Origin of the sequence: Saccharibacillus sp. JS10, assembly GCF_024436065.1 — a bacterium.
Classification (GTDB): domain Bacteria; phylum Bacillota; class Bacilli; order Paenibacillales; family Paenibacillaceae; genus Saccharibacillus.
Genome location: NZ_JANFNS010000002.1, coordinates 793,345 through 812,215, shown reverse-complemented (window position 1 = coordinate 812,215; position 18,871 = coordinate 793,345). Strand labels below are relative to the sequence as shown.

Genomic DNA, 18,871 nt, shown 5'->3' with positions numbered 1-18,871 from the left:
CCTACTTTATCACCTTACATACATTTTTACTATAAAATCCAAAACAAAAAAAGGTCTTTAGACGCAACATTCGTCTAAAGACCTTTCCCTTCATACCTACTCAACCTAATCCAAACAACCTACCTCTATCCCACTCAACCCCGCTCCGCTTCAATCCGTTCGGCAAGCTCATTCAGATACGTCCAGCGCTCCATCAACTCTTCCAATTTCGCTTCGGCTTCGGTCTGCTTTTGCATCAACTCTTGAAGCTTTGCGGAATCGCTTGCGGAGCGTTCCATCTCACTCGCGATGTCTGCGATCTTTTGCTCAGCCGCTTCGATCGTCGCGTCGATGTTTTCGTACTCGCGTTGCTCATTATAACTGAACTTCGCTTTTTTCGCAGCAGGAACTGGAGCAGTTGTGGCATTACTCGAACTAGCCGAAGAAGCAGCGCCCGAAGCCGAACTCCCGCTGCCGCCGCTCCCTTTCCCGCCTTCCGAGAACCCGTCTTTCAACGAACCGCCGCCCGTGCGCTCCATATACTCGCTGTAGTTCCCGGCATGGATCGCGACTTTCCCCGCGCCTTCAAAAGCAAACAATTTATCGCATACGCGATCCAAGAAGTACCGGTCGTGAGATACGGTAATCATTACGCCGGGGAAATCGTCGAGGTAATCTTCCAGCACGGTCAATGTCTGAATATCCAGATCGTTCGTCGGCTCGTCGAGCAGCAGTACGTTCGGCGCCGTGATCAGAATCCGCAGCAAGTACAGACGACGGCGTTCGCCCCCGGACAGTTTGCCAATCGGTGTCCACTGCGCGGTCGGCGTGAACAAGAAACGCTCCAACATCTGCGATGCCGTCACGGTTCCTTCGTCCGTCTTCACGGTCTCGGCGGCTTCTTTGATATAATCGATCGCCCGCATATTGACGTCCATCTCCGCATCTTCTTGACGGAAATAACCGACGCGCACGGTCGATCCTTTATCGACCGTACCGCTATCCGGTTCCAGATCGCCTGCGATCAGATTGAGCAGCGTCGATTTGCCGCGTCCGTTGGGACCGACGATCCCGATCCGATCACCTGGCACGGTCATATACGTTAGCTCGTCAATCAGCAGACGTCCCGCCATCGACTTGCTCACATGATCGAGTTCCAATACTTTACGTCCAAGTCTTGCCGACAAGGTCGCCATTTCGACATCGCCGGCTTTTTGCTGCGGCTTATCGTCTTGCAACTGTTCGAAGCGATCAATACGCGCTTTTTGCTTCGTCGAACGAGCTTTCGCTCCGCGGCGAATCCATGCCAGTTCTTTGCGCAGCAGGTTTTGACGCTTATCTTCGGTCGCCGCTTCGCGCTCTTCACGTTCGGCTTTCAATTCCAGAAAACGCGAATAGTTCGCGGTATAACGGTGCATTTTGCCATAATCCAGCTCTAGCATCACGTCCGCGACCCGATCCAAAAAGTACCGATCGTGCGTGACCATGAGAAGCGCGCCGCGACGTTTTTTCAGATACGTCTCTAGCCACGCAACCGATTCGGAATCGATATGGTTGGTCGGCTCGTCCAAGATCAGCAGTTCGGACGGTTGCACCAGTGCCGCCGCCAACGCGACCCGTTTGCGCTGACCGCCGGACAACGTACCCATTTTCGCATCGAAAATATCCAGACCGAGCTTCGACAACACGCTTTTCGCTTCGCTTTCGATACTCCACGCGTTCAACCGATCTAGCTCTTGCCCGGCTTTCATCAGTTTTTGCTGAAGTTCTTCCGAATTCGGATCTTGCTCCAGCAGCAGTGCGGTCTCGCTATAAAATCGTGCCGCCGCAAGTTCATCGCCTTCACCGTGAAGCAACTGCTGCAAAATCGTAAGCTCTGGATCGAAATCCGGGTTTTGTGCCAAATACCGAACGCGAACGCCGCTGCCTTTGACCACTTGCCCGGAATCCGGCTGCTCAAGCCCCGCGACGACTTTCAAAAACGTCGATTTCCCTGTGCCGTTGACGCCAACGACCCCGATTTTATCTTGATCTTCCATGCCGAACGAAGCTTCGTCGAATAGAACCTTTTCCCCGTAACTTTTACTTACGCGTTCAACGGTCATAATATTCATTGCCGTCTATTCCCCCTTTATCTAAAACCGTGCTTTACGCTAAAAAACGGACCTCCGCGATCTGCGGAAGCCCGAACGAACATCCTTCATCGATGAACTTCTTACCTTCATTTTAACTCTTGCTCGCTCCCGCGTAAAAACAGCCGAACCGTCTGCTCTACCCGATGTGCCAATTCGGCGCGCGTAAATTCGCCTTCGAACAAAATATCCATTTTCAGCCGATCCAACATTCCGATAAACGCTTTGGCATAAAAGTCGGGATCCGCCATACCCGCGTCTTCCAAAATGGTCTTCACCGCTGCCATATACCGAGTCAAAAAGTCGTGCATCATCTTCATAAGTTCCGGGTCGTTATTCGGCGCATGGAAAAAGATTTTCCCATGTTCTTTCCGTTCATAATAATACTCCAAATGATGCTCGGCGACTTGTTGAAGTTTGAGCGATAGCCCTTCGACTTGTTTCACCCGATAATTGAGATTCCGCAAAAAGTTATCCCAATCCCGCTGCGTTACCGCCGTAAACAATTCTTCTTTACTTTTAAAATACAAATACATCGTGCCTTTGGCGATTCCGGCGTGTTCCGTAATATCCGAAATCTTCGTTTCGTAAAATCCTTTTTGACCGAAAATTTCAAAAGCCGAATCGAGAATCGCTTCATGCTTTTCACGCTGCGCTTCACTCATCCGAACCATCTCCCTGCTCCAACCATAATTGCCAACGCTACGGCGCCGCCTGTCACTGAAGACAGCAAGTTTACCGCATCATTATTCATCCAAGCCCAGCCGCGATAACGCACGGTCGCCGTCCCGCAATGGGTACGGCTTTCGACGCTTTTGCCGCATACGGGGCAGCGGTACATCACTTGCGCCGTTGCACCTAGATACGAATCGACGAAAGCGCCAACCGTACCGCCGATGACCCCTGCCGGAATCCAAGCCCATAGCGGCGATCTCCATTCGTTATTCGTCCAGAGCAGCAGCAGCGCCGCAAACACGCCAATCATGCCCGCGCCGACCACCGCAGCTAGACTTCCCCGAAGCGACACCCCGCCGGATGTTCCAGCAGGTAACGGCTTTCCTGTCGTAATTGAACGCGGCGGGCTTTTGCTCAGGCTGCCCCATTCGGTTGCCCATGTATCTGCCGTAACGGTCGCCATCACACCGACAAAAGCACCGATCCACAGCGGCGAAGGCACAACATAATTCCCGAGACACAAGATCATGCCGATTCCGCCGTTGGCGAATACTTGCACCGCGTCGCGCCGACCGCTTTTTTCGTACATTTGCTCGGCTTGGCGTTTCTCGGCTTGTTTCACTTTGGATAATACACTAGATGTAATAAAAAAGAGCAGCAGTAGACCGAACCAAAATAAATTCCCTGCTCCGTAATAGATCGTTCCCATTAGAATCGCTGCGATCGCGCCGGAAGCCGACAACGATCTTTTGGCGTAAGCCGCACCTGCTACAAGGCAAGCGCCTATCGCTCCGATGATCCAATCCACTTGACGATACGCCTCCTGTGCAAGTCACTGATTCCGTCTAGCCGACGGTGCAGCCGCCCCATTTTTCTTCGTTCCAATACAGTTCAAGCACATCGCCAGCCACGGTAGGACCTACGCCTTCCGGTGTTCCCGTATAGATCACGTCACCTTCGCCAAGCCCGTAATGTTCGCCGATATAATCGATTAACGTCTGTAGATCGAAGATCATATTCGTGATGTTACCGGATTGGACGACTTCGCCGTTTTTGCGCATAGAGAACGTCGCTTCATTCAAAGCTTCTATTCCCGGAAAAGCAATTTCGGACGTCAAAGGCGCGGAATTGCGGAATCCTTTGGCAGCTGTCCACGGATGCCCTTTGGCTTTGATCTTCGATTGCACGTCGCGCAGCGTAAAATCGATGCCGAGCGCGACCGAAGAAACCAATTTTTCTACCGTAATGCCCGGCTCATAAGCACGTCCGATCCGCAGAACCAATTCGGTCTCGTAATGCACTTCGCCTACTTCTTTTGGCATTTCAATCGTCGGGTTATTAGAGTCTAACGCACAGATCGCATGAGAAGGCTTCAAAAAGATCATCGGTTCCGTAGGAACATCGTTGCCTAATTCTTCAGCGTGCTTTTTGTAATTACGTCCAACGCAGTACACATTGTTCACAGCGATCATGGTTATATTCCTACCTTCATTGGATTTTGAGGTTAAAAAGGCATCCAGCGACGCCACTTGGCACGATCCCGGATATTCGGTAACTTTTGCGCGAGCAGCCAGCGGTCTGGACGGTTCGTACAGATCATAAGATCCGGGTGCATACTTTTCAGTTCTCGCATACGGCGAACCGAATCGACCGTCCATACCATCATATCGAACCCGCTTTCGATCGTCGATCGTACAAAATGCGAATCAATCCGATGATGCCCGATCGATAAAAAGTCGCAGCCATATTCGCGCAGCTTATCCATCAGATCGGCAGGACGCTGATCGATAATCAATCCTCGCCGAATTTCCGGAGCGATTTCACGACATTCCAGCAAAATATGCGGCACAAACGAAGTAAAGATCACGTCTTGCTCCATCTTTCGCTTGCGTATCTCATGCAAGGCAGCTTGCGCCAGACCGGGATAACTGTCCGGCTTGATCTTCAGTTCGATATTCAGCTTCAATCGTCCCTGAACGGTATCGAGCAGTTCGCTCAGCGTTGGAATCCGTTGCCCGGTAAAAAGGCGCGATTTCCAGCGTCCTGCGTCTAGCTGACGTAATTGCTCAATGTTTTGTTCATGCACGATACCGTTACCGTTGGTCGTCCGATTCAACGTAAAGTCGTGAATGACGACCGGAACGCCGTCTTGCGACAACTGCACGTCGATCTCGATCCACTGGATTTCTTTCATCTGCATGACTAGCTTCATTGCCGCTAGTGTATTTTCGGGCGCGACTCCAGAAAATCCTCGGTGCGCCACGCAACAGCCTTTCAACATTTCTATGACTCCTTATATCCATCGTCAATTGGCACGGATATTTCCTTTGGCGTCGATCTTGACGCCCGGCGATAATGTTTCTATGCGTTTAAGCAGCTTTTGCGCGTCTGGCTGCTCCATCGGCACGGGACGTCCGACTTCTGCCCAATACGGCACAAGCTTCATGGAGCAGTCTCCGTCTTTGGTACATTCCGCTTGGAACACACCGGTTTCCCACGTCTTCGCGGTTGCCGACTTGGTAAAGATGAAGTTGCCGGTTCCGTAAGCGATCCATTTGCCTTTGTACTGTTCGAATCCTTGCAGGACATGGGCATGACCGCCGATAATCAGATCGGCTCCGGCATCAATCATGGCGTGCGCTAATGTTTTTTGGTTTTCATCCGGCATATCGACCCGCTCTTTGCCCCAATGGGCAATCGCGACGACGACGTCCGCGTTTTTGCGTGCTTCTGCTACGGCATGCGCGGCGGCTTGCGGATCATACGCGCTTGCGGCGCCGGGATGATTGTCTCCGGCTGCCCAATGCGTTTCCGGTAATACGCGGCTGACGCCGACAATAGCAATCTTTACGCCTTTGCGTTCGACATACACCGGGGCATATGCGGTAGACGCGTCTTTACCTGCGCCGACATGCTTGATTCCGGCGGCATCGAGATTTTTGATCGTATCGAGCAGACCGGGAATGCCTTGATCCAGCGTATGGTTATTCGCCAAGTTGACCACATCGACACCGGATTGCTTGAGCGGAGCCAACGCTTTGGGCGACGACTTGAACACAAACGACTTGCTTGCTCCGGTTGTATTCATGGATGTCACCGGGGTTTCCAAATTTATAACCGTTAAATCATCGTTTTTAAACCGGTCTTTCACGTACGTATACGGATAATCATATCCTTCTTGATCCAACAACGATTGCACTTTGCCGGAGAAGATTACGTCTCCGGCAAACGTCAAGTTCACGGTGGCGCTGCTGCCGCCACTTGACGAACTTGCATTGTCTTTGCTTGCCGATTTTTTCGGGGAATCGGCAGGCTTCGCTTCTGGCTCGGAATTCTCCGTTTCCGAGGAAGAAGCCGTGCCGCTAGGCGATGCGGCTGCGGGCGGATTCTCGCTTGCGGAATCCGCGGCATCGCCGCTTGGCGGCTCGGTCTCGGCAACTTTGTCTGCCGAGGCGCCGTTGTCCGACGCAGCTTCTTCGCCGGACGGCTCGGGCAGATCGGCGGCAACGCTTCCGATCGCCGGGTCTTCCGCCGCATCGGTAGCGGCGGATTCAAGTTCGTCGGACGAAGTTACCTCGTCCGACGGCTTAGGGCTTTCCGCGATGTCATCCGCGGAAGGTGCCGGCGCAGCCTGCTGCTGCGCGTACGCCGCTTTCAAAGCAGCGGCGGTGCGAGCTTCGCTCTTGGCATGTTCGCGCGCGAAAATCAGCGCGCCGCCGGTCAAGATCAATACCGCCAAAATCAAATTCACGGTTAATAAGACCCGACGCTTACGCTTGCGGGCTTTTTTAGTTCGAGTACTTCTCGAACTTACAGAATCGTTCAAAACCAAAACTCTCCTTTAACTTGTGTGAACACGGCGAAACGCTAAATCTATTCTTTTTATCTTATTTAGTCCTTATGCTTATGGCTACTTCTCGCCGGTCGCTCCCTACTGCAACGGATACATGTTGAATCTCTATACGTACCCAGACTGTAAAAACTCATTTACAGTATAGCATAGCTGGTTATCCGGCAGAAACCGCCGCGTCATCGATCCATATGAAAAAACCGTCCTATTATCACTGGGATAACAAGAACGGCTTACTCCACTTGACTCTATTTCATTACACGACCGACTTCACGGGAATACCTGCTGCGATCGCTGTCGAAATTTCTTTCGCTTGGCGAATACAGTCCGGTAGACCGACTCCGTCGTATCCCGCTCCCGCGATATACACGCCCGGCAATGCTTGCGCCATCTGTGTACGCAGGTCTTGAATTTTTTGCTTATGCCCAACCGGATATTGCGGCATCGAATGGTTCAAACGCGTTACTTCGGTGAACAACGGCTGCGCGTCGATTCCCATCAGATCCAGCACGTCTTTGCGTACCAATTCAACCAATCCCGCATCGTCTTGCTTCAACGCTTCTTGTTCGCCCGCGCGACCTACATAACAACGCATCAACACTTTATCGTCGCTACTCGTATGCAGCCACTTGGTCGATGTCCATGTGCAAGCGGTAATCGTGCGATGTTCTTTGCGCGGAACGAGGAAGCCCGATCCGTCGAAGTTAGTACGAATATCTTTTTTATCGAAAGCCAATACCACATTCGCAACCGATACGTACTTGATCTCGTCGAGCGCTGCCGTATTCACATGCGGCGCAAGCAGCTTGGAAGTGGCAAAAGTAGGCGTGGTCACGATAATATCGTCTGCTTGAAGGGTACTTCCGTCTTGCAATTGTACGGTATAACCGCCTTGCGGAAGCTTCGTAATCGACTCCGCTCCGGTGTTCAAGCGTAGATCTACATTCCCCGAAAGTTCGGTTACAAGCGCATGAACCATGCTTTGCAGACCTTGACGGAACGTTAAAAACATACTTTTTTTCGTACCCGTATGCGTCTCCGTCGGCTTGCGTCCGCTCATCATCCCGCGGATCAGACTGCCATGTTCACGTTCCACGACGCCGAATTGCGGGAATGTCGAGTTCAAGCTTAGATGACGGGTATCGCCTGCATAAATACCGGCAAGCAGCGGTTCGGTCACATTATCCAATACTTCATGACCTAAGCGTCTTTCGATAAAATGCCCTAGCGATTCGTCTTCTTCGGTTCGGCGAGCCGGCAACACATAATCCATCAAAGCACGGATTTTTCCGGCTGGCGATACCAGTTTGCTTTTGAGAAAAGGGCCGATCTGCGTCGGAATCCCGAGTACCAGACCCGGAGGCATTTCGTGCAGTGTGCCTTTATGCAGCAAATACGTTTTTTTCGCTTCGGGATTGGTCGTCACGAGTTCGTGATCGATCTCAAGTTCTTTTGCCAAATCCACCATCGCCGTTTTGCGTGCCAGGAATGAATCGGGACCTTTTTCGATCACAAAGCCTTCTTTGTGCAACGTCTCGATCTTCCCGCCCCATACGCTGCCTTTTTCGACTACGGTCACGACTGGATCGACCCCAGCTTCGCGCAGTAATTTTCGCGTGTAAAAGGCGGCGCTAAGACCGGTTAGGCCTCCGCCGATGATGACGACGTTACGCGGTTCAGCCATGAAGCAGCGCCCCTTTTTGATACTCGGTCACAATGCAATCCGCAAGCGTCTGCATATATAGCGGATCGGTATTGAGCGAATCGATGCGCATTAAGCGAACATCCAATTCAGCCGCTACTTCTTGTGCTTCGATATCCAGATCGTATAACACTTCCAAATGGTCGGATACGAAACCAAGCGGCGATACCAGCATATAACGGACGTCTTGTTCGGACAGATCTTTCATCGTCTCCAGCACGTCGGGTCCAAGCCACGGCTCCGCGGTACGTCCCGCGCTTTGCCAAGTGAACTGCCAATTGGTGACGCCTGTCGCAGCGGCTACCGCTTTAGATGTCTCCAGCAATTGATCGCGGTACGGATCGCCGATCGACAAGATGCGTTCCGGCAAGCTATGCGCGCTGAACAATACTTTCACTTCGTCGCGCCCCGCGCCGGTTTCCACGAAAGCATCCAGCTTTTTGTTCACTCGATTCGCGAACGCTTCGATCAGCTTCGGATGCAGATGGTAACTTTCGATAAAGCTCATATGAACGCCGGTTTTTTCCGCGGTTTCTTTGGCACGCTTGATATAACTGCCCACACTCATCGTCGAGTAATGCGGCGCAAGCACGATACCGACCGCTTCTTTGATTCCGTCTGCCGCAAGCTGCTCGACGCCGTCTTCGATAAACGGATACGCATGTTTTAACCCTTGGTAACAAACAAATTCAACGTCCGGCACATCCATCGCATTGAGTTCGGCTTGAATATGTTCGACTTGGCGGTCTGTGTTTTCGCGAAGCGGAAACACGCCGCCGACAATCGCTTCGTAACGATCTTTCAATTCTTTGAGTTGTTCCGGCTCAGGCGGTCTTCCTCTGCGAATATGCGTGTAATACGCTTCGACATCATCCAGATCTTTTGGCGTTCCGTAAGACATGACAAGTACTCCGACTTTTTTCTTCATCTTAAAGTTTCCCCTCTCCTAAGCATGATTTTTATTCCATAACGTTCCGCAATCTGTATACGTGCAATCTATACTTTATTTGAATGGTGCCGAAGCGCGCGCGATCGCTTGCTCCGAATACTCATGCACATAGCCCGTCAACTCGCGCAGCTTATCCAGCGACGCTTCCGGGAATAATCCGTGCCCCAAGTTGAAGATATAACCCGGCTTCTGCACGCCTTCATCGATAATAGCCGCCGCACGCTGGTGAATCATGTCTTGCGGCGCCGTCAATACGAATGGATCGAGATTGCCTTGCACGGCATAACCTTCGCCTAACCGTTTGCGACCTTCTGCGATCGATACGCGCCAATCCAATCCGATCACATTGGCTTTTAATCCGCGCAGCGTAGGAAGAAGTTCACCCGAACTTACGCCCGGGAAATAAATTTTCGGGATATTTTGCATCTCCGGCATTGCCGAAAGTTCATCGAAAATCCGCGTGATCGTTGGCAATACGTAATGCGAGAAATCTGCCGGTGACAATGCGCCGACCCAGCTATCGAACACTTGGAAAGCTTTGCCACCGTTTTGGATATGCGCGCGCAAATAAGCAATGACCATATCGCCAAGCTTATCCATTAGCGCAAACCAAGTTTTCGGCTCGCTGTACATCATCGTTTTGGTGCGAATATAGTTTTTGGACGGACGTCCTTCGATTAAATAACTGGCAATCGTAAACGGAGCCCCGGCGAACGTAATCAATGGCACGTCCAGCTCGCGGTTCAATATCCGAATCGTTTCCAATACATGGCCGAGATCGCCTTCGACATCGATCGGGCGCAGTCGCTCTACATCCGCATGACTGCGAATCGGATTGTCGATCACCGGGCCGATATCTTTGACAATATCAAAATCGATGCCGAGCGAGGCAACCGGATTCATAATGTCCGAATACAAAATAGCCGCGTCTACACCTAGCTTGCGTACAGGCATCAACGTGACTTCGGCAGCAAGTTCAGGACGGCGGCAAATTTCGAGCAACGAATAATTTTCTTTGATTTTACGATATTCAGGGTCGTATCTACCGGCTTGCCTCATATACCACACTGGCAACCGATCGACCTCTTGACCATAACAGGCTCGAATAAAGCGGTCGTTGTACGTCATGTTCATAAAACCTCCTCTACCTACTTGAGTAACTATCGATTGTAAACTCGTCTACTTTATTATGCGCCTTTGAACTATTCGTCACAAGCGATGATTACGACGATTGTTTGACGTTTTCGTATCTATATATTATCCACCCGAAGTTGTCTCTTGGAAACCACTTCGGGTGTTTTATCATTCAATATTCACGCTTTCTTCACCATTGCGATCGCGAGACCGTCATAAGCCGGCAATAACGTTCCGAGCAATCGTGGGTCATCCGCCATACGGCGGTTAAATTCCCGCACGATCTGAATCGCCGGGCCGTTACGCTCTAAGTTCAGCGTGCGTCCGCGCAGCAACAGATTGTCCGCGACAATGACGGCGCCCGGATTCGACAATTCGATTGCCATATCCAAGTAGTTCAAGTAATTTAATTTATCCGCATCGATAAAAAAGAAATCGAATGTTCGGCCTTCGGCTTTGAGCTGCGCCAAACTATCGACCGCTTCTCCGATCATATAACGCGTCTGGTCGCCAAATCCCGCTTCGATCAGATGTTTGCGCGCGACTTCCGCATAATCGGGTCTTAATTCAAGCGACGTCAATGTGCCGTCTTCGCCCATTCCGCGCGCCATGCAGATCCCGCTATACCCGCCCAAAGCTCCGATTTCCAAAATATTTTTAGCACCGGTCAACTGGACTAACAACGTCAACATTTTGCCGTATCCCGGCGCAACCGATACGTCCGGCATTTTCGCCGCGTGAATCGTTTCTTTAATTCTAATCAATAATTCGTCTTCGCGAGCCAAGCTGTCCATGTAAGCTTCAGCCGCCGACGCTTGCGTATGCAAGTCGCTCATTGCTTCTCACTCTCCGTTTTCACTGATCCATTGTTTCCAAATATATTGTCACCACAGCGGTGTTCCCCTATACTAGATTGAGCATTGGACACACCAATACTTCCGGCACGCCTTTTTGCGCCCGGATACGTCAGTCTTCATCTCACCATTGTACGACGTTATTGCAGGCTTCACAAGCCGCAGAGCCGATTTTCTTCGCTCGGATGCGTCTTGCGAACTTCTGCTTTTTACCTTTAATAAACGGAGCTGAACTTATGAAAATTCCAGAACAACTAACATTGATGGCGACTTGCGCGATGGGAATCGAAGCGGTCGTTGCACGCGAACTGAAAGACCTCGGTTACACCGATGCACGTACCCAGAACGGTCGCGTCATCTTTACCGGAACCCCGGCGGATATTTGCCGCACCAATCTATGGCTGCGTACCGCCGACCGCGTTTTGATCAAAATGGCTGAATATCCAGCGGTTACTTTCGAACAATTGTTTGAAGGAGCAAAAGCGGTTGATTGGGCAGCTTTTATCCCGGAGTACGGCGAATTCCCCGTTAACGGTCGTTCGCATAAGTCTCAACTGACCAGCGTACCGGCTTGCCAATCGATCGTAAAAAAAGCCGTTGTCGAAAAAATGAAAGAATCGTATCGCACGGAATGGTTCGATGAAGACGGCCCTCTCTACACGCTCGAAATCATCTTGCTCAACGATATCGCGACGATCACACTTGATACGACAGGCCCTTCGCTGCACAAACGCGGATACCGCAAAACGACGGTCGAAGCTCCGCTTAAAGAAACGATGGCAGCTGCTTTGATCTTGTTAAGCCGTTGGGGCCCGCACCGTCCGTTCTACGATCCGTTCTGCGGTTCCGGCACGCTGCCGATCGAAGCTGCTCTGATCGGATGGAATATCGCACCGGGTCTACGCCGCAGCTTCCCGTCTGAACGTTGGGACTTTGTACCGGAAGAATTGTGGACGCAAGCGCGCGACGAAGCGTTTGACGCGGTTCGCGACGAGATTTCGCTGAATATCGGCGGCAGCGATATCGATCCGGAATCGATCGAGATTGCGAAAGCTTCCGCGAAGCGCGCAGGTCTTGGCAGCGAAATCACCTTTACGGTACAGCCTGTCGCTCGATTCAAAGCCGAAGGCAAATTCGGCTGCGTCATCACGAACCCGCCTTACGGCGAACGTCTGAGCGAAGAAGAAGAAGTCGAAAAAATGATCCAACAACTCGGACGCGCGGCGCTCGATTTGAAAGATTGGTCATTCTTCGCGATTACCCCGACTCCGAACTTCGAGCAAAAGTTCGGTAAAAAAGCGGACAAACGCCGCAAACTGTTCAACGGACGGATCGAGTGTCAGTTCCTGCAATTTTTAGGTCCACTGCCTCCGCGCCGTTAAGGAGGAACTTCAATGTCACGATGGAATTTTTTATCGACTTCTTTCCCAAGACCCGGCGGCAAGCCGGGTTTTTGGTTTACTTGGATCGCTTATCTAATTTTTGTAGCGTTGATGCTTGGCAAGTTGAATCTACTCGATCATGAACTGAACTTGCCGTATATCGATATGAGCGGGATTGATTTTCTTATTGCCGCAGGTTGCTTGCTCGTTCTGACTTTTTGGATCCTATGGCTACCGAGTCGCGGTGTATTATGGGCGCTGGCTTTAATGAACTTCCTGCTTTCCTTTGTTATTTTTGCCGACCTCGTTTATTTCCGTTATTTCGGCGATTTTTTGACGATTCCGGTGCTGCTGCAAGCCGGGCAAGTCGAATCGCTTGGCGGCAGTATAGGAGAATTGCTTCATTGGCGCGATCTGTGGTTTTTCGCTGATTTTCCGTTGATGTTGATCGGTGCATTATGGAGTTGGTCGCGGCGCCGCAAAGCAAAGTCGGGGTCTGGTTATTCGATAGATTATTCGGTCAACCACTCTGCGCAGCGCGGTTCGCGCTTTCGTGTATTTTTGACAAGACGTCTACCTGCCGGGCTGTTGATTCTGATTATCGGATTCAGTGCCGCCTTTTTCCCGATCCGCCATGCGTCTCAGACTTGGGCAAAAAATTTGTTAGAAAACAATTGGTGGAACGTCTCGATGTACAATGTGACAGGGTTACTCGGCTTTCATCTGATCGATTCGTACCGTTATGTACAGACCGAAATCAACAAAGGGCAGCCGCTTCCTGAGGAACGCCTATCTGAAATTCGCGACTGGTTTCAAGACCATCAAGCAGCTCGTAGCAGTTCAGCGGAACTTCTTGGCGCGTATAAAGGCAGCAACGTTGTTACCGTACAAGGCGAAGCGTTTATGAACTTTTTTGTTGGCAAAAAAATCGACGGGCAAGCGATCACGCCGAATCTGGATGCGTTACGTGAAGACAGTCTGTATTTCGATCATTTTTATCATCAGACAGGTCAAGGTCGTACTTCGGATGCCGATCTGGCGACCAATATTTCGCTGCATCCGCTTCCTTCCGGTTCGGTGTTTATCCGATATGCCAACAATGCTTTTGATACGATGTCTTCGATTTTGAAAAAAGAAGGCTATACCTCAAGCGTCTTCCATGCGTATGACGGTAGCTTCTGGAATCGCAATCGGATGTATCAGGAGATGGGTTACGATCATTTTTATACCGAAAAAGAGTTTAAGATCGATGAACCGCTCGGCTGGTCGCTTGGCGATCGCTCATTCTTGAATCAATCGGTCGGATATATGGAGCAAATGCCAGAGCCTTTTTATTCATTTTTGATTACGCTAAGTAGTCATCATCCGTACAATCTGGACTTGCCCGAAGAAGACAAACTGCCGGTCGGTGAATTTGAAAATACGGTGTTTGGCGACTACCTGCAATCGGTTCACTACTTAGATTCAGCGCTTGGAGATATGATTGAACGCCTGAAAAAAGACGGGTTATGGGAAAATACGATCTTCGTGTTCTACGGCGATCATGATTTTTCGCTCGACGAACGAGAATCCGTAAGCAAATTGCTTGAAAAGCCGGTCTCGGAATTTGAATACAGTCAGATGATGGGTCAAGTGCCGCTATTGATTCATTTGCCGGATGGCAAACTTGCCGGAACGTATTCGCAGCCTGGCGGGCAACTCGATACAATGCCGACCTTGCTTAATCTGCTTGGCATAGATGCAGGCAAATATCCGCTTATGGGCAGAAATTTGCTAAACCAATCGGATTCGAATTCATTAGTCGTACTGCGTACCGGAGCTTTTGCAGATGGTCAAATTTATTATGAACCTTCCGCAGATGGCGTGTTCGAGAACGGGATTTGTTACGACTTGAATACCGGTCAGCCGACAGATGTGGAAAAAGCACGGGCTGGTTACGAAGAAGCGGTCAAGCGGTTATCGATCTCCGATGATGTGATTGCTAAAGATTTGATTCCAGTACTCAATGAATCGAAATAAAAAAAGCCCAAGGTTCCAGTACATCGGAACTTCGGGCTTTTTGCTATGCTCTTTTTTAAGACTTTTTAATAAACGGAGCGACTTTCTCAAGCACTTCGGCTTCCGTCGGAGCGCTCACGTAGCGACCGTTAATAAACACAAAAGCTCGTTTGCCGCAAGGACCGCAATACGATTTGCAACCGATTTTGATCTCGGCATCGGGAGCCATTTTTTGCAGCTTCGGTACGATGGTTTTCATCCGTACATGCTGACATTTATCGCAGACGCGAATATCGTTAGCCATGATTCTTCCCTTCTTCTATCGACACATGAAATTAATGGTCGCCGTGGTTTCCTTGCGAAGGATTTGTAATAACGAACCCTTCTTCTTGGGTGCTATACAGGTAATCGATTTTGATTCCGTCCAGCATTGGCTCGCTAGCATCCACCAATACGCTGATGTCTTTATCTGTAGCCACCAATTCGTCGCCGTCTTTTTGCTTATCGACATCCATGCCGTAGTGGGCATGATCGCCATGCGAATGGGTTACGAAAACACGCACGTACATATCTTTGTTTTCTTCTTTGTTCAACTCTTCCAGCAATTTTTTGGCAGCGTTACGCGTAATTTTGACTTTCATAAATAGACTCCTCTCGCCTACGGCAGTTGCCGCGGCTTTCCTTGGTTTTTTGGGTTGATCAGAACTTACAATGAAACGTTTTGCCAAGTCGATTGGGTTCGCGTCAGATACTCGGCTAACCACTTTTTGGAGATCTTCTCGAATAGCTCTGAAGCTCCCGTATACAAAAAAGTATGCTGAGGGATATCGTCGCTGATTTCCAACTGCCCTTTTTCATACAAAATCGTACTCACTTCTCTTGCTGTTTCTTCTGCCGAACTGATCAGGTTCACGGACGGTCCCATGACACGCTGAATCGTATCGGCAAGAAACGGATAATGCGTACAGCCCAAAATCAAGCAATCGAGCGGTAATTCGCGCAGCGGTTGCAGTTCGTTTTTGACAATCTCGTAAGTCGCTCGGCTGTCGAAATGACCTTGTTCGACTAAAGGTACAAAAGACGGGCAGGCACGGCTCACAACATTAACGAACGGCGAAATCTGCTCCAAAGCATGCGTATATGCACCGCTATCGATCGTTCCTTGCGTCCCAATGACTCCGATACTTCCATTGCTGGCTTTGCTGATCGCAGCGCGAGCGCCCGGATGAATGACTCCGATGACCGGAATATCCAGTTTGTCCGTAATCTCGTCCAGCGCAGCGGCTGTTGCTGTATTGCAAGCAATCACAATCATTTTCGGATTGTACGTCATCAAATGATCGACGATCTGGTGCGTAAAGGAGCGAACTTCTTGAAGATCACGCGGTCCGTAAGGAGTGCGCGCCGTATCGCCAAAATAGATCATCGATTCTCTCGGCAATTGACGCATCATTTCTTTTGCCACAGTCAGACCACCGACGCCCGAATCTAATATCGCAATAGCTTGCTGCACAAATACACGCTTCCTTCATATCATTTTTTTACCCACGTAACTGCTATCATAACGAAGCTCTATCGTCCTCGCAAGTCACTTTTTCACGTAAAAAGATTACTCTTCCTCCGGTTTTGCGTCACTTGAAGAATTCGCTGCTTGTCGTTGTTGTTCGTGCATGCGGTATTCGCTCTCGGAACGGAATTCGCTACCTTCTTCGTCACGCAGACGGTAACCCGAACTGGACTCTTCTTCCCATTCCGAATCCGCTTCTTTCTCGTAACCCACCGGATCTTCGGTCTGGGTTCCCGAATAATACGGATGACCCGGATTCAAGTCGATTACGATCCGTTCTGGAGCGATCACGGAGCGCTGACTTTCGCATCGCCATCTCAAGCCTGCACCGCCAAGCAATTGCCCTTCTGCGACTTCGCCGCTGTTGCCATATACATAATAAGAAGCGCCGTAAATCATCGGAATGACGCGATCCGGCGTCAATTCGTTTACACGGGATTGAATATCCGGTACTCCTAGTGCCGACAATCCGAGTGTATCGACCAATACTTCGTTCGGACGTTTCATTTGATAAACTCTGACATTTAGCGCGCCATACAGCGGTTCATTTTGATAAGAATCCAAGAATGAACCGGCATCGATCAGTTGTCCGCTTGGTTGCCAATAGATCGCGTCGCATCCGCTCGCTTCGATCAAGCTAACGAGTACCGACTGGAACATTTCAAGGCGACGCTCGAACGGTAACATTGCCGCATACCAGTCGCACAACGTGACCGCGTATTTGTACTTGCCTAACCGTTCTTCTCCGCCTTCCCATTTCCAGCTTTGTTGCAGCACGCCTTCCCAATTCAGATCTTCTCGAAGCTTCCTGGGTTGGAATACGCGGGTCTGCGCGGGTACTTCGGCATCAGTAAACGACACCGTATAATCACTATGATAAAAAACAGCGGCTAATTCAAAGTTATCGCTACCTGTCGTTTCTTTGCGGCGCAGCGCTTCATTCTCTACTTGTTCCGCTTCACGAAAAGGCCCGCTGTTGATTGCGGTGCGCGGAATCCGCTGCTGAATACGTTCAAAAATATGAACCGGATTCAGATGGGGCTCTTCTCTGAAAAGCAGTTCGACTGCGTATACCGGATGAAATCCGGGTTTTAGTTTTTTGCCTTCTTTTGGTTGTTCTTGCGTTGAATCGGTCATGAGTGTACGTCCCCTTCCATATCTATCCGCTTCATTTGCTTATTGCGGTTGGCTTTTTCCCAGTTCGCTCAGCAAATAACGATTGACTCGATCCGCAAAATGTTCCAAAGCGGTAGGGAGCTGCATCGTTAACGGGTGCAAAGCTTTGCGGTCCCATTCGTAATAATCTTGTACCAACGGGCGACGCAATCGAACTAGCTGCAACATCATTTCGCGCAGTTCGTCGTCGATCACCGTCTCGCCGTGGATAATTTCGATAATATCTTCATAACTTCCGGCATCGCGCATAATAAAGCCGTCGATAAGGTAGCTGCCGATATCCGTTACGGCTTCCAAAGCCAGATGCAATGCTCTTTCTTGCGCCATTCCCTGAAGCAGCGTGCCTTCCCATTCCGCCGCTACAAGACGCATAGCTTCAATCGTTTGCGGTAAAGACAATAAACGCTTCTCGATCTGTTCCTGATTGACGTAATACAAGGCAAGTTCCTCCTATGGGTACCCCTAAAGCCGATTAGATTTCGTAGTCGACTGCGAGTGAAATATCTTTGACTCCGTTGATGTATTCGATAATTTTCTGATGCTCGGGATGTGTCTGGTACCTTTCCAAATCGTCTAACGTATCTAATGTCGCTGTTAATGCAATATCGTAAGAACGTTCGGTACGTAAGATATCTGTGCCAACTTCTAGCGAACGAAGCTGCTCAATCTTCCCGTCCATACTGCGTAGCACGTCGGCTGCTTCCGCTATGCTTTCTGCTGAACGATTTTTCAATTTGAAAAAGACGATATGTTTAATCATATGGGTTTTGCCATCTCCTATGCCATTGAATTCATTTTCAAAAAAAGCTTATACCAAAACTATATCATAACGAGAGCGGTTACAGCCAAAATCAAGGAAGTCGATTTATTGAAAAATCATGAGTCTTCATAAAAAAGACTGCTGCCGAAAATTCGGCAAGCAGTCTATAACAAGATCATTTGCTGTTAACGCGAGCGACGAAAACGAATTGCCATACCGGATGCGACTAACATCAGACCGGCATATACAAACAGATTGTCGTTACCGTTTTCTCCGGTTTGCGGAAGCTCGGAAGCTCCGTTCCAATTCATCGCTGCGTTAGCGTTCATCTCTTGAGCTGCACTTTCATTCATAGCATTGTCCATCATCATATCGGTTGCTGGTGTCGTAGCCATAGCGGTAGTCATATTTCCGAGGGTATTTACCGAAGGTTCGGCAACTACAGTCGGGCTTTGATTACCATCGCGATCGACTTCAGTCATCGGCGTCAATTCATCAATTTCTTCACCATCCGAAGTCGAAGCTGCCGTGACTGGATTGCTGACCGTGTTATCTTCATCGGTATTGCTTGGCTCTGTTGTCGGTACAATCGGTGTAGCAGGTACAGTTCCACCTACTGCCACGATTACTCCAGGTACCGTGCCTACAACTTCGCCGTCAACCGTTACGCCGCCATTGTTACTGCCTGTTCCTGGGTTTGGCGTAGTCGGCGT

At 50.0% G+C, this 18,871-nt stretch carries 19 protein-coding genes; 2 read left to right on the top strand and 17 right to left on the bottom strand.

Features of this window, described 5'->3' with window-relative positions; translation table 11 throughout:
• Positions 1 to 134 precede the first annotated feature (134 nt).
• From NOM90_RS08995 to NOM90_RS08950, 10 genes are all read right to left on the bottom strand, one after another.
• Positions 135 to 2,093 carry an ABC-F family ATP-binding cassette domain-containing protein gene (locus NOM90_RS08995; RefSeq protein WP_255941442.1) on the bottom strand — a complete coding sequence of 653 codons (1,959 nt, stop codon included), beginning with the start codon at positions 2,091 to 2,093 and terminating at the stop codon, positions 135 to 137.
• A 107-nt stretch (positions 2,094 to 2,200) separates the two neighbouring features.
• A complete protein-coding gene (locus tag NOM90_RS08990) occupies positions 2,201 to 2,776 on the bottom strand; it encodes a TetR/AcrR family transcriptional regulator (RefSeq protein WP_255941440.1) in 576 nt (191 codons plus the stop codon).
• Positions 2,773 to 3,594, bottom strand: coding sequence for a DUF92 domain-containing protein (locus tag NOM90_RS08985; protein ID WP_255941438.1), 822 nt, complete (start codon positions 3,592 to 3,594; stop codon positions 2,773 to 2,775). Before NOM90_RS08985 ends, NOM90_RS08990 begins: the two co-directional genes overlap by 4 nt.
• 37 nt (positions 3,595 to 3,631) lie before the next feature.
• Positions 3,632 to 4,258: a fumarylacetoacetate hydrolase family protein gene (locus tag NOM90_RS08980; protein ID WP_255941437.1), complete on the bottom strand. Its 627-nt coding sequence runs from the start codon at positions 4,256 to 4,258 to the stop codon at positions 3,632 to 3,634.
• A 32-nt stretch (positions 4,259 to 4,290) separates the two neighbouring features.
• The gene (locus NOM90_RS08975; RefSeq protein ID WP_255941436.1) at positions 4,291 to 5,067 is read right to left on the bottom strand and encodes a glycerophosphodiester phosphodiesterase; all 777 of its coding nucleotides are present in this window, start codon (positions 5,065 to 5,067) and stop codon (positions 4,291 to 4,293) included.
• A gap of 24 nt (positions 5,068 to 5,091) precedes the next feature.
• Positions 5,092 to 6,612 carry a CapA family protein gene (locus NOM90_RS08970; RefSeq protein WP_255941435.1) on the bottom strand — a complete coding sequence of 507 codons (1,521 nt, stop codon included), beginning with the start codon at positions 6,610 to 6,612 and terminating at the stop codon, positions 5,092 to 5,094.
• A gap of 280 nt (positions 6,613 to 6,892) precedes the next feature.
• On the bottom strand, positions 6,893 to 8,320 hold the full coding sequence (gene hemY, locus NOM90_RS08965; RefSeq protein WP_255941434.1) for a protoporphyrinogen oxidase: 1,428 nt from the start codon (positions 8,318 to 8,320) through the stop codon (positions 6,893 to 6,895).
• A complete protein-coding gene (gene hemH, locus NOM90_RS08960; protein WP_255941433.1) occupies positions 8,313 to 9,266 on the bottom strand; it encodes a ferrochelatase in 954 nt (317 codons plus the stop codon). The genes hemY and hemH overlap by 8 nt, the downstream gene beginning before the upstream one ends.
• Before the next feature lie 75 nt (positions 9,267 to 9,341).
• Positions 9,342 to 10,415, bottom strand: coding sequence for a uroporphyrinogen decarboxylase (gene hemE, locus NOM90_RS08955; RefSeq protein WP_255941432.1), 1,074 nt, complete (start codon positions 10,413 to 10,415; stop codon positions 9,342 to 9,344).
• A gap of 185 nt (positions 10,416 to 10,600) precedes the next feature.
• A complete protein-coding gene (locus NOM90_RS08950) occupies positions 10,601 to 11,257 on the bottom strand; it encodes an O-methyltransferase (protein ID WP_255941431.1) in 657 nt (218 codons plus the stop codon).
• Positions 11,258 to 11,511: 254 nt separating this feature from the next.
• On the opposite strand from NOM90_RS08950, the gene NOM90_RS08945 reads away from it, so the two are divergent.
• Together NOM90_RS08945 and NOM90_RS08940 are read left to right on the top strand one after the other, a co-directional pair.
• Positions 11,512 to 12,657: a THUMP domain-containing class I SAM-dependent RNA methyltransferase gene (locus NOM90_RS08945; RefSeq protein WP_255941430.1), complete on the top strand. Its 1,146-nt coding sequence runs from the start codon at positions 11,512 to 11,514 to the stop codon at positions 12,655 to 12,657.
• A gap of 12 nt (positions 12,658 to 12,669) precedes the next feature.
• Complete coding sequence (locus NOM90_RS08940) at positions 12,670 to 14,676, top strand: LTA synthase family protein (protein WP_255941428.1); 2,007 nt, start codon at positions 12,670 to 12,672, stop codon at positions 14,674 to 14,676.
• A 55-nt stretch (positions 14,677 to 14,731) separates the two neighbouring features.
• Here NOM90_RS08940 and NOM90_RS08935 read toward each other — a convergent pair whose 3' ends face one another.
• From NOM90_RS08935 to NOM90_RS08905, 7 genes are all read right to left on the bottom strand, one after another.
• A complete protein-coding gene (locus NOM90_RS08935) occupies positions 14,732 to 14,959 on the bottom strand; it encodes a YuzB family protein (RefSeq protein ID WP_087801797.1) in 228 nt (75 codons plus the stop codon).
• A gap of 31 nt (positions 14,960 to 14,990) precedes the next feature.
• Positions 14,991 to 15,296: a HesB/IscA family protein gene (locus tag NOM90_RS08930; protein ID WP_255941425.1), complete on the bottom strand. Its 306-nt coding sequence runs from the start codon at positions 15,294 to 15,296 to the stop codon at positions 14,991 to 14,993.
• A 65-nt stretch (positions 15,297 to 15,361) separates the two neighbouring features.
• A complete protein-coding gene (gene racE / locus NOM90_RS08925; protein ID WP_255941424.1) occupies positions 15,362 to 16,168 on the bottom strand; it encodes a glutamate racemase in 807 nt (268 codons plus the stop codon).
• A gap of 96 nt (positions 16,169 to 16,264) precedes the next feature.
• Positions 16,265 to 17,359: a DUF4261 domain-containing protein gene (locus NOM90_RS08920; RefSeq protein WP_255941422.1), complete on the bottom strand. Its 1,095-nt coding sequence runs from the start codon at positions 17,357 to 17,359 to the stop codon at positions 16,265 to 16,267.
• Positions 17,360 to 17,398: 39 nt separating this feature from the next.
• Complete coding sequence (locus tag NOM90_RS08915; protein WP_255941420.1) at positions 17,399 to 17,836, bottom strand: DUF86 domain-containing protein; 438 nt, start codon at positions 17,834 to 17,836, stop codon at positions 17,399 to 17,401.
• A 34-nt stretch (positions 17,837 to 17,870) separates the two neighbouring features.
• Positions 17,871 to 18,158, bottom strand: coding sequence for a Dabb family protein (locus tag NOM90_RS08910; protein WP_255941418.1), 288 nt, complete (start codon positions 18,156 to 18,158; stop codon positions 17,871 to 17,873).
• Positions 18,159 to 18,343: 185 nt separating this feature from the next.
• Positions 18,344 to 18,871, bottom strand: a 528-nt coding sequence (locus NOM90_RS08905) for an LPXTG cell wall anchor domain-containing protein (RefSeq protein WP_255941416.1), incomplete at its 5' end; no start/stop codon positions are given.

Bases quoted from the DNA above. Each gene is read 5' to 3' on its own strand.
- NOM90_RS08920 (WP_255941422.1), bottom strand. From the start codon at position 17,359: ATGACCGATTCAACGCAAGAACAACCAAAAGAAGGCAAAAAACTAAAA.
- NOM90_RS08975 (WP_255941436.1), bottom strand. From the start codon at position 5,067: ATGTTGAAAGGCTGTTGCGTGGCGCACCGAGGATTTTCTGGAGTCGCG.
- NOM90_RS08995 (WP_255941442.1), bottom strand. From the start codon at position 2,093: ATGAATATTATGACCGTTGAACGCGTAAGTAAAAGTTACGGGGAAAAG.
- hemH (WP_255941433.1), bottom strand. From the start codon at position 9,266: ATGAAGAAAAAAGTCGGAGTACTTGTCATGTCTTACGGAACGCCAAAA.
- NOM90_RS08980 (WP_255941437.1), bottom strand. From the start codon at position 4,258: ATGATCGCTGTGAACAATGTGTACTGCGTTGGACGTAATTACAAAAAG.
- hemE (WP_255941432.1), bottom strand. From the start codon at position 10,415: ATGACGTACAACGACCGCTTTATTCGAGCCTGTTATGGTCAAGAGGTC.
- NOM90_RS08945 (WP_255941430.1), top strand. From the start codon at position 11,512: ATGAAAATTCCAGAACAACTAACATTGATGGCGACTTGCGCGATGGGA.
- NOM90_RS08990 (WP_255941440.1), bottom strand. From the start codon at position 2,776: ATGAGTGAAGCGCAGCGTGAAAAGCATGAAGCGATTCTCGATTCGGCT.
- NOM90_RS08940 (WP_255941428.1), top strand. From the start codon at position 12,670: ATGTCACGATGGAATTTTTTATCGACTTCTTTCCCAAGACCCGGCGGC.
- NOM90_RS08935 (WP_087801797.1), bottom strand. From the start codon at position 14,959: ATGGCTAACGATATTCGCGTCTGCGATAAATGTCAGCATGTACGGATG.
- NOM90_RS08930 (WP_255941425.1), bottom strand. From the start codon at position 15,296: ATGAAAGTCAAAATTACGCGTAACGCTGCCAAAAAATTGCTGGAAGAG.
- hemY (WP_255941434.1), bottom strand. From the start codon at position 8,320: ATGGCTGAACCGCGTAACGTCGTCATCATCGGCGGAGGCCTAACCGGT.
- NOM90_RS08950 (WP_255941431.1), bottom strand. From the start codon at position 11,257: ATGAGCGACTTGCATACGCAAGCGTCGGCGGCTGAAGCTTACATGGAC.
- NOM90_RS08910 (WP_255941418.1), bottom strand. From the start codon at position 18,158: ATGATTAAACATATCGTCTTTTTCAAATTGAAAAATCGTTCAGCAGAA.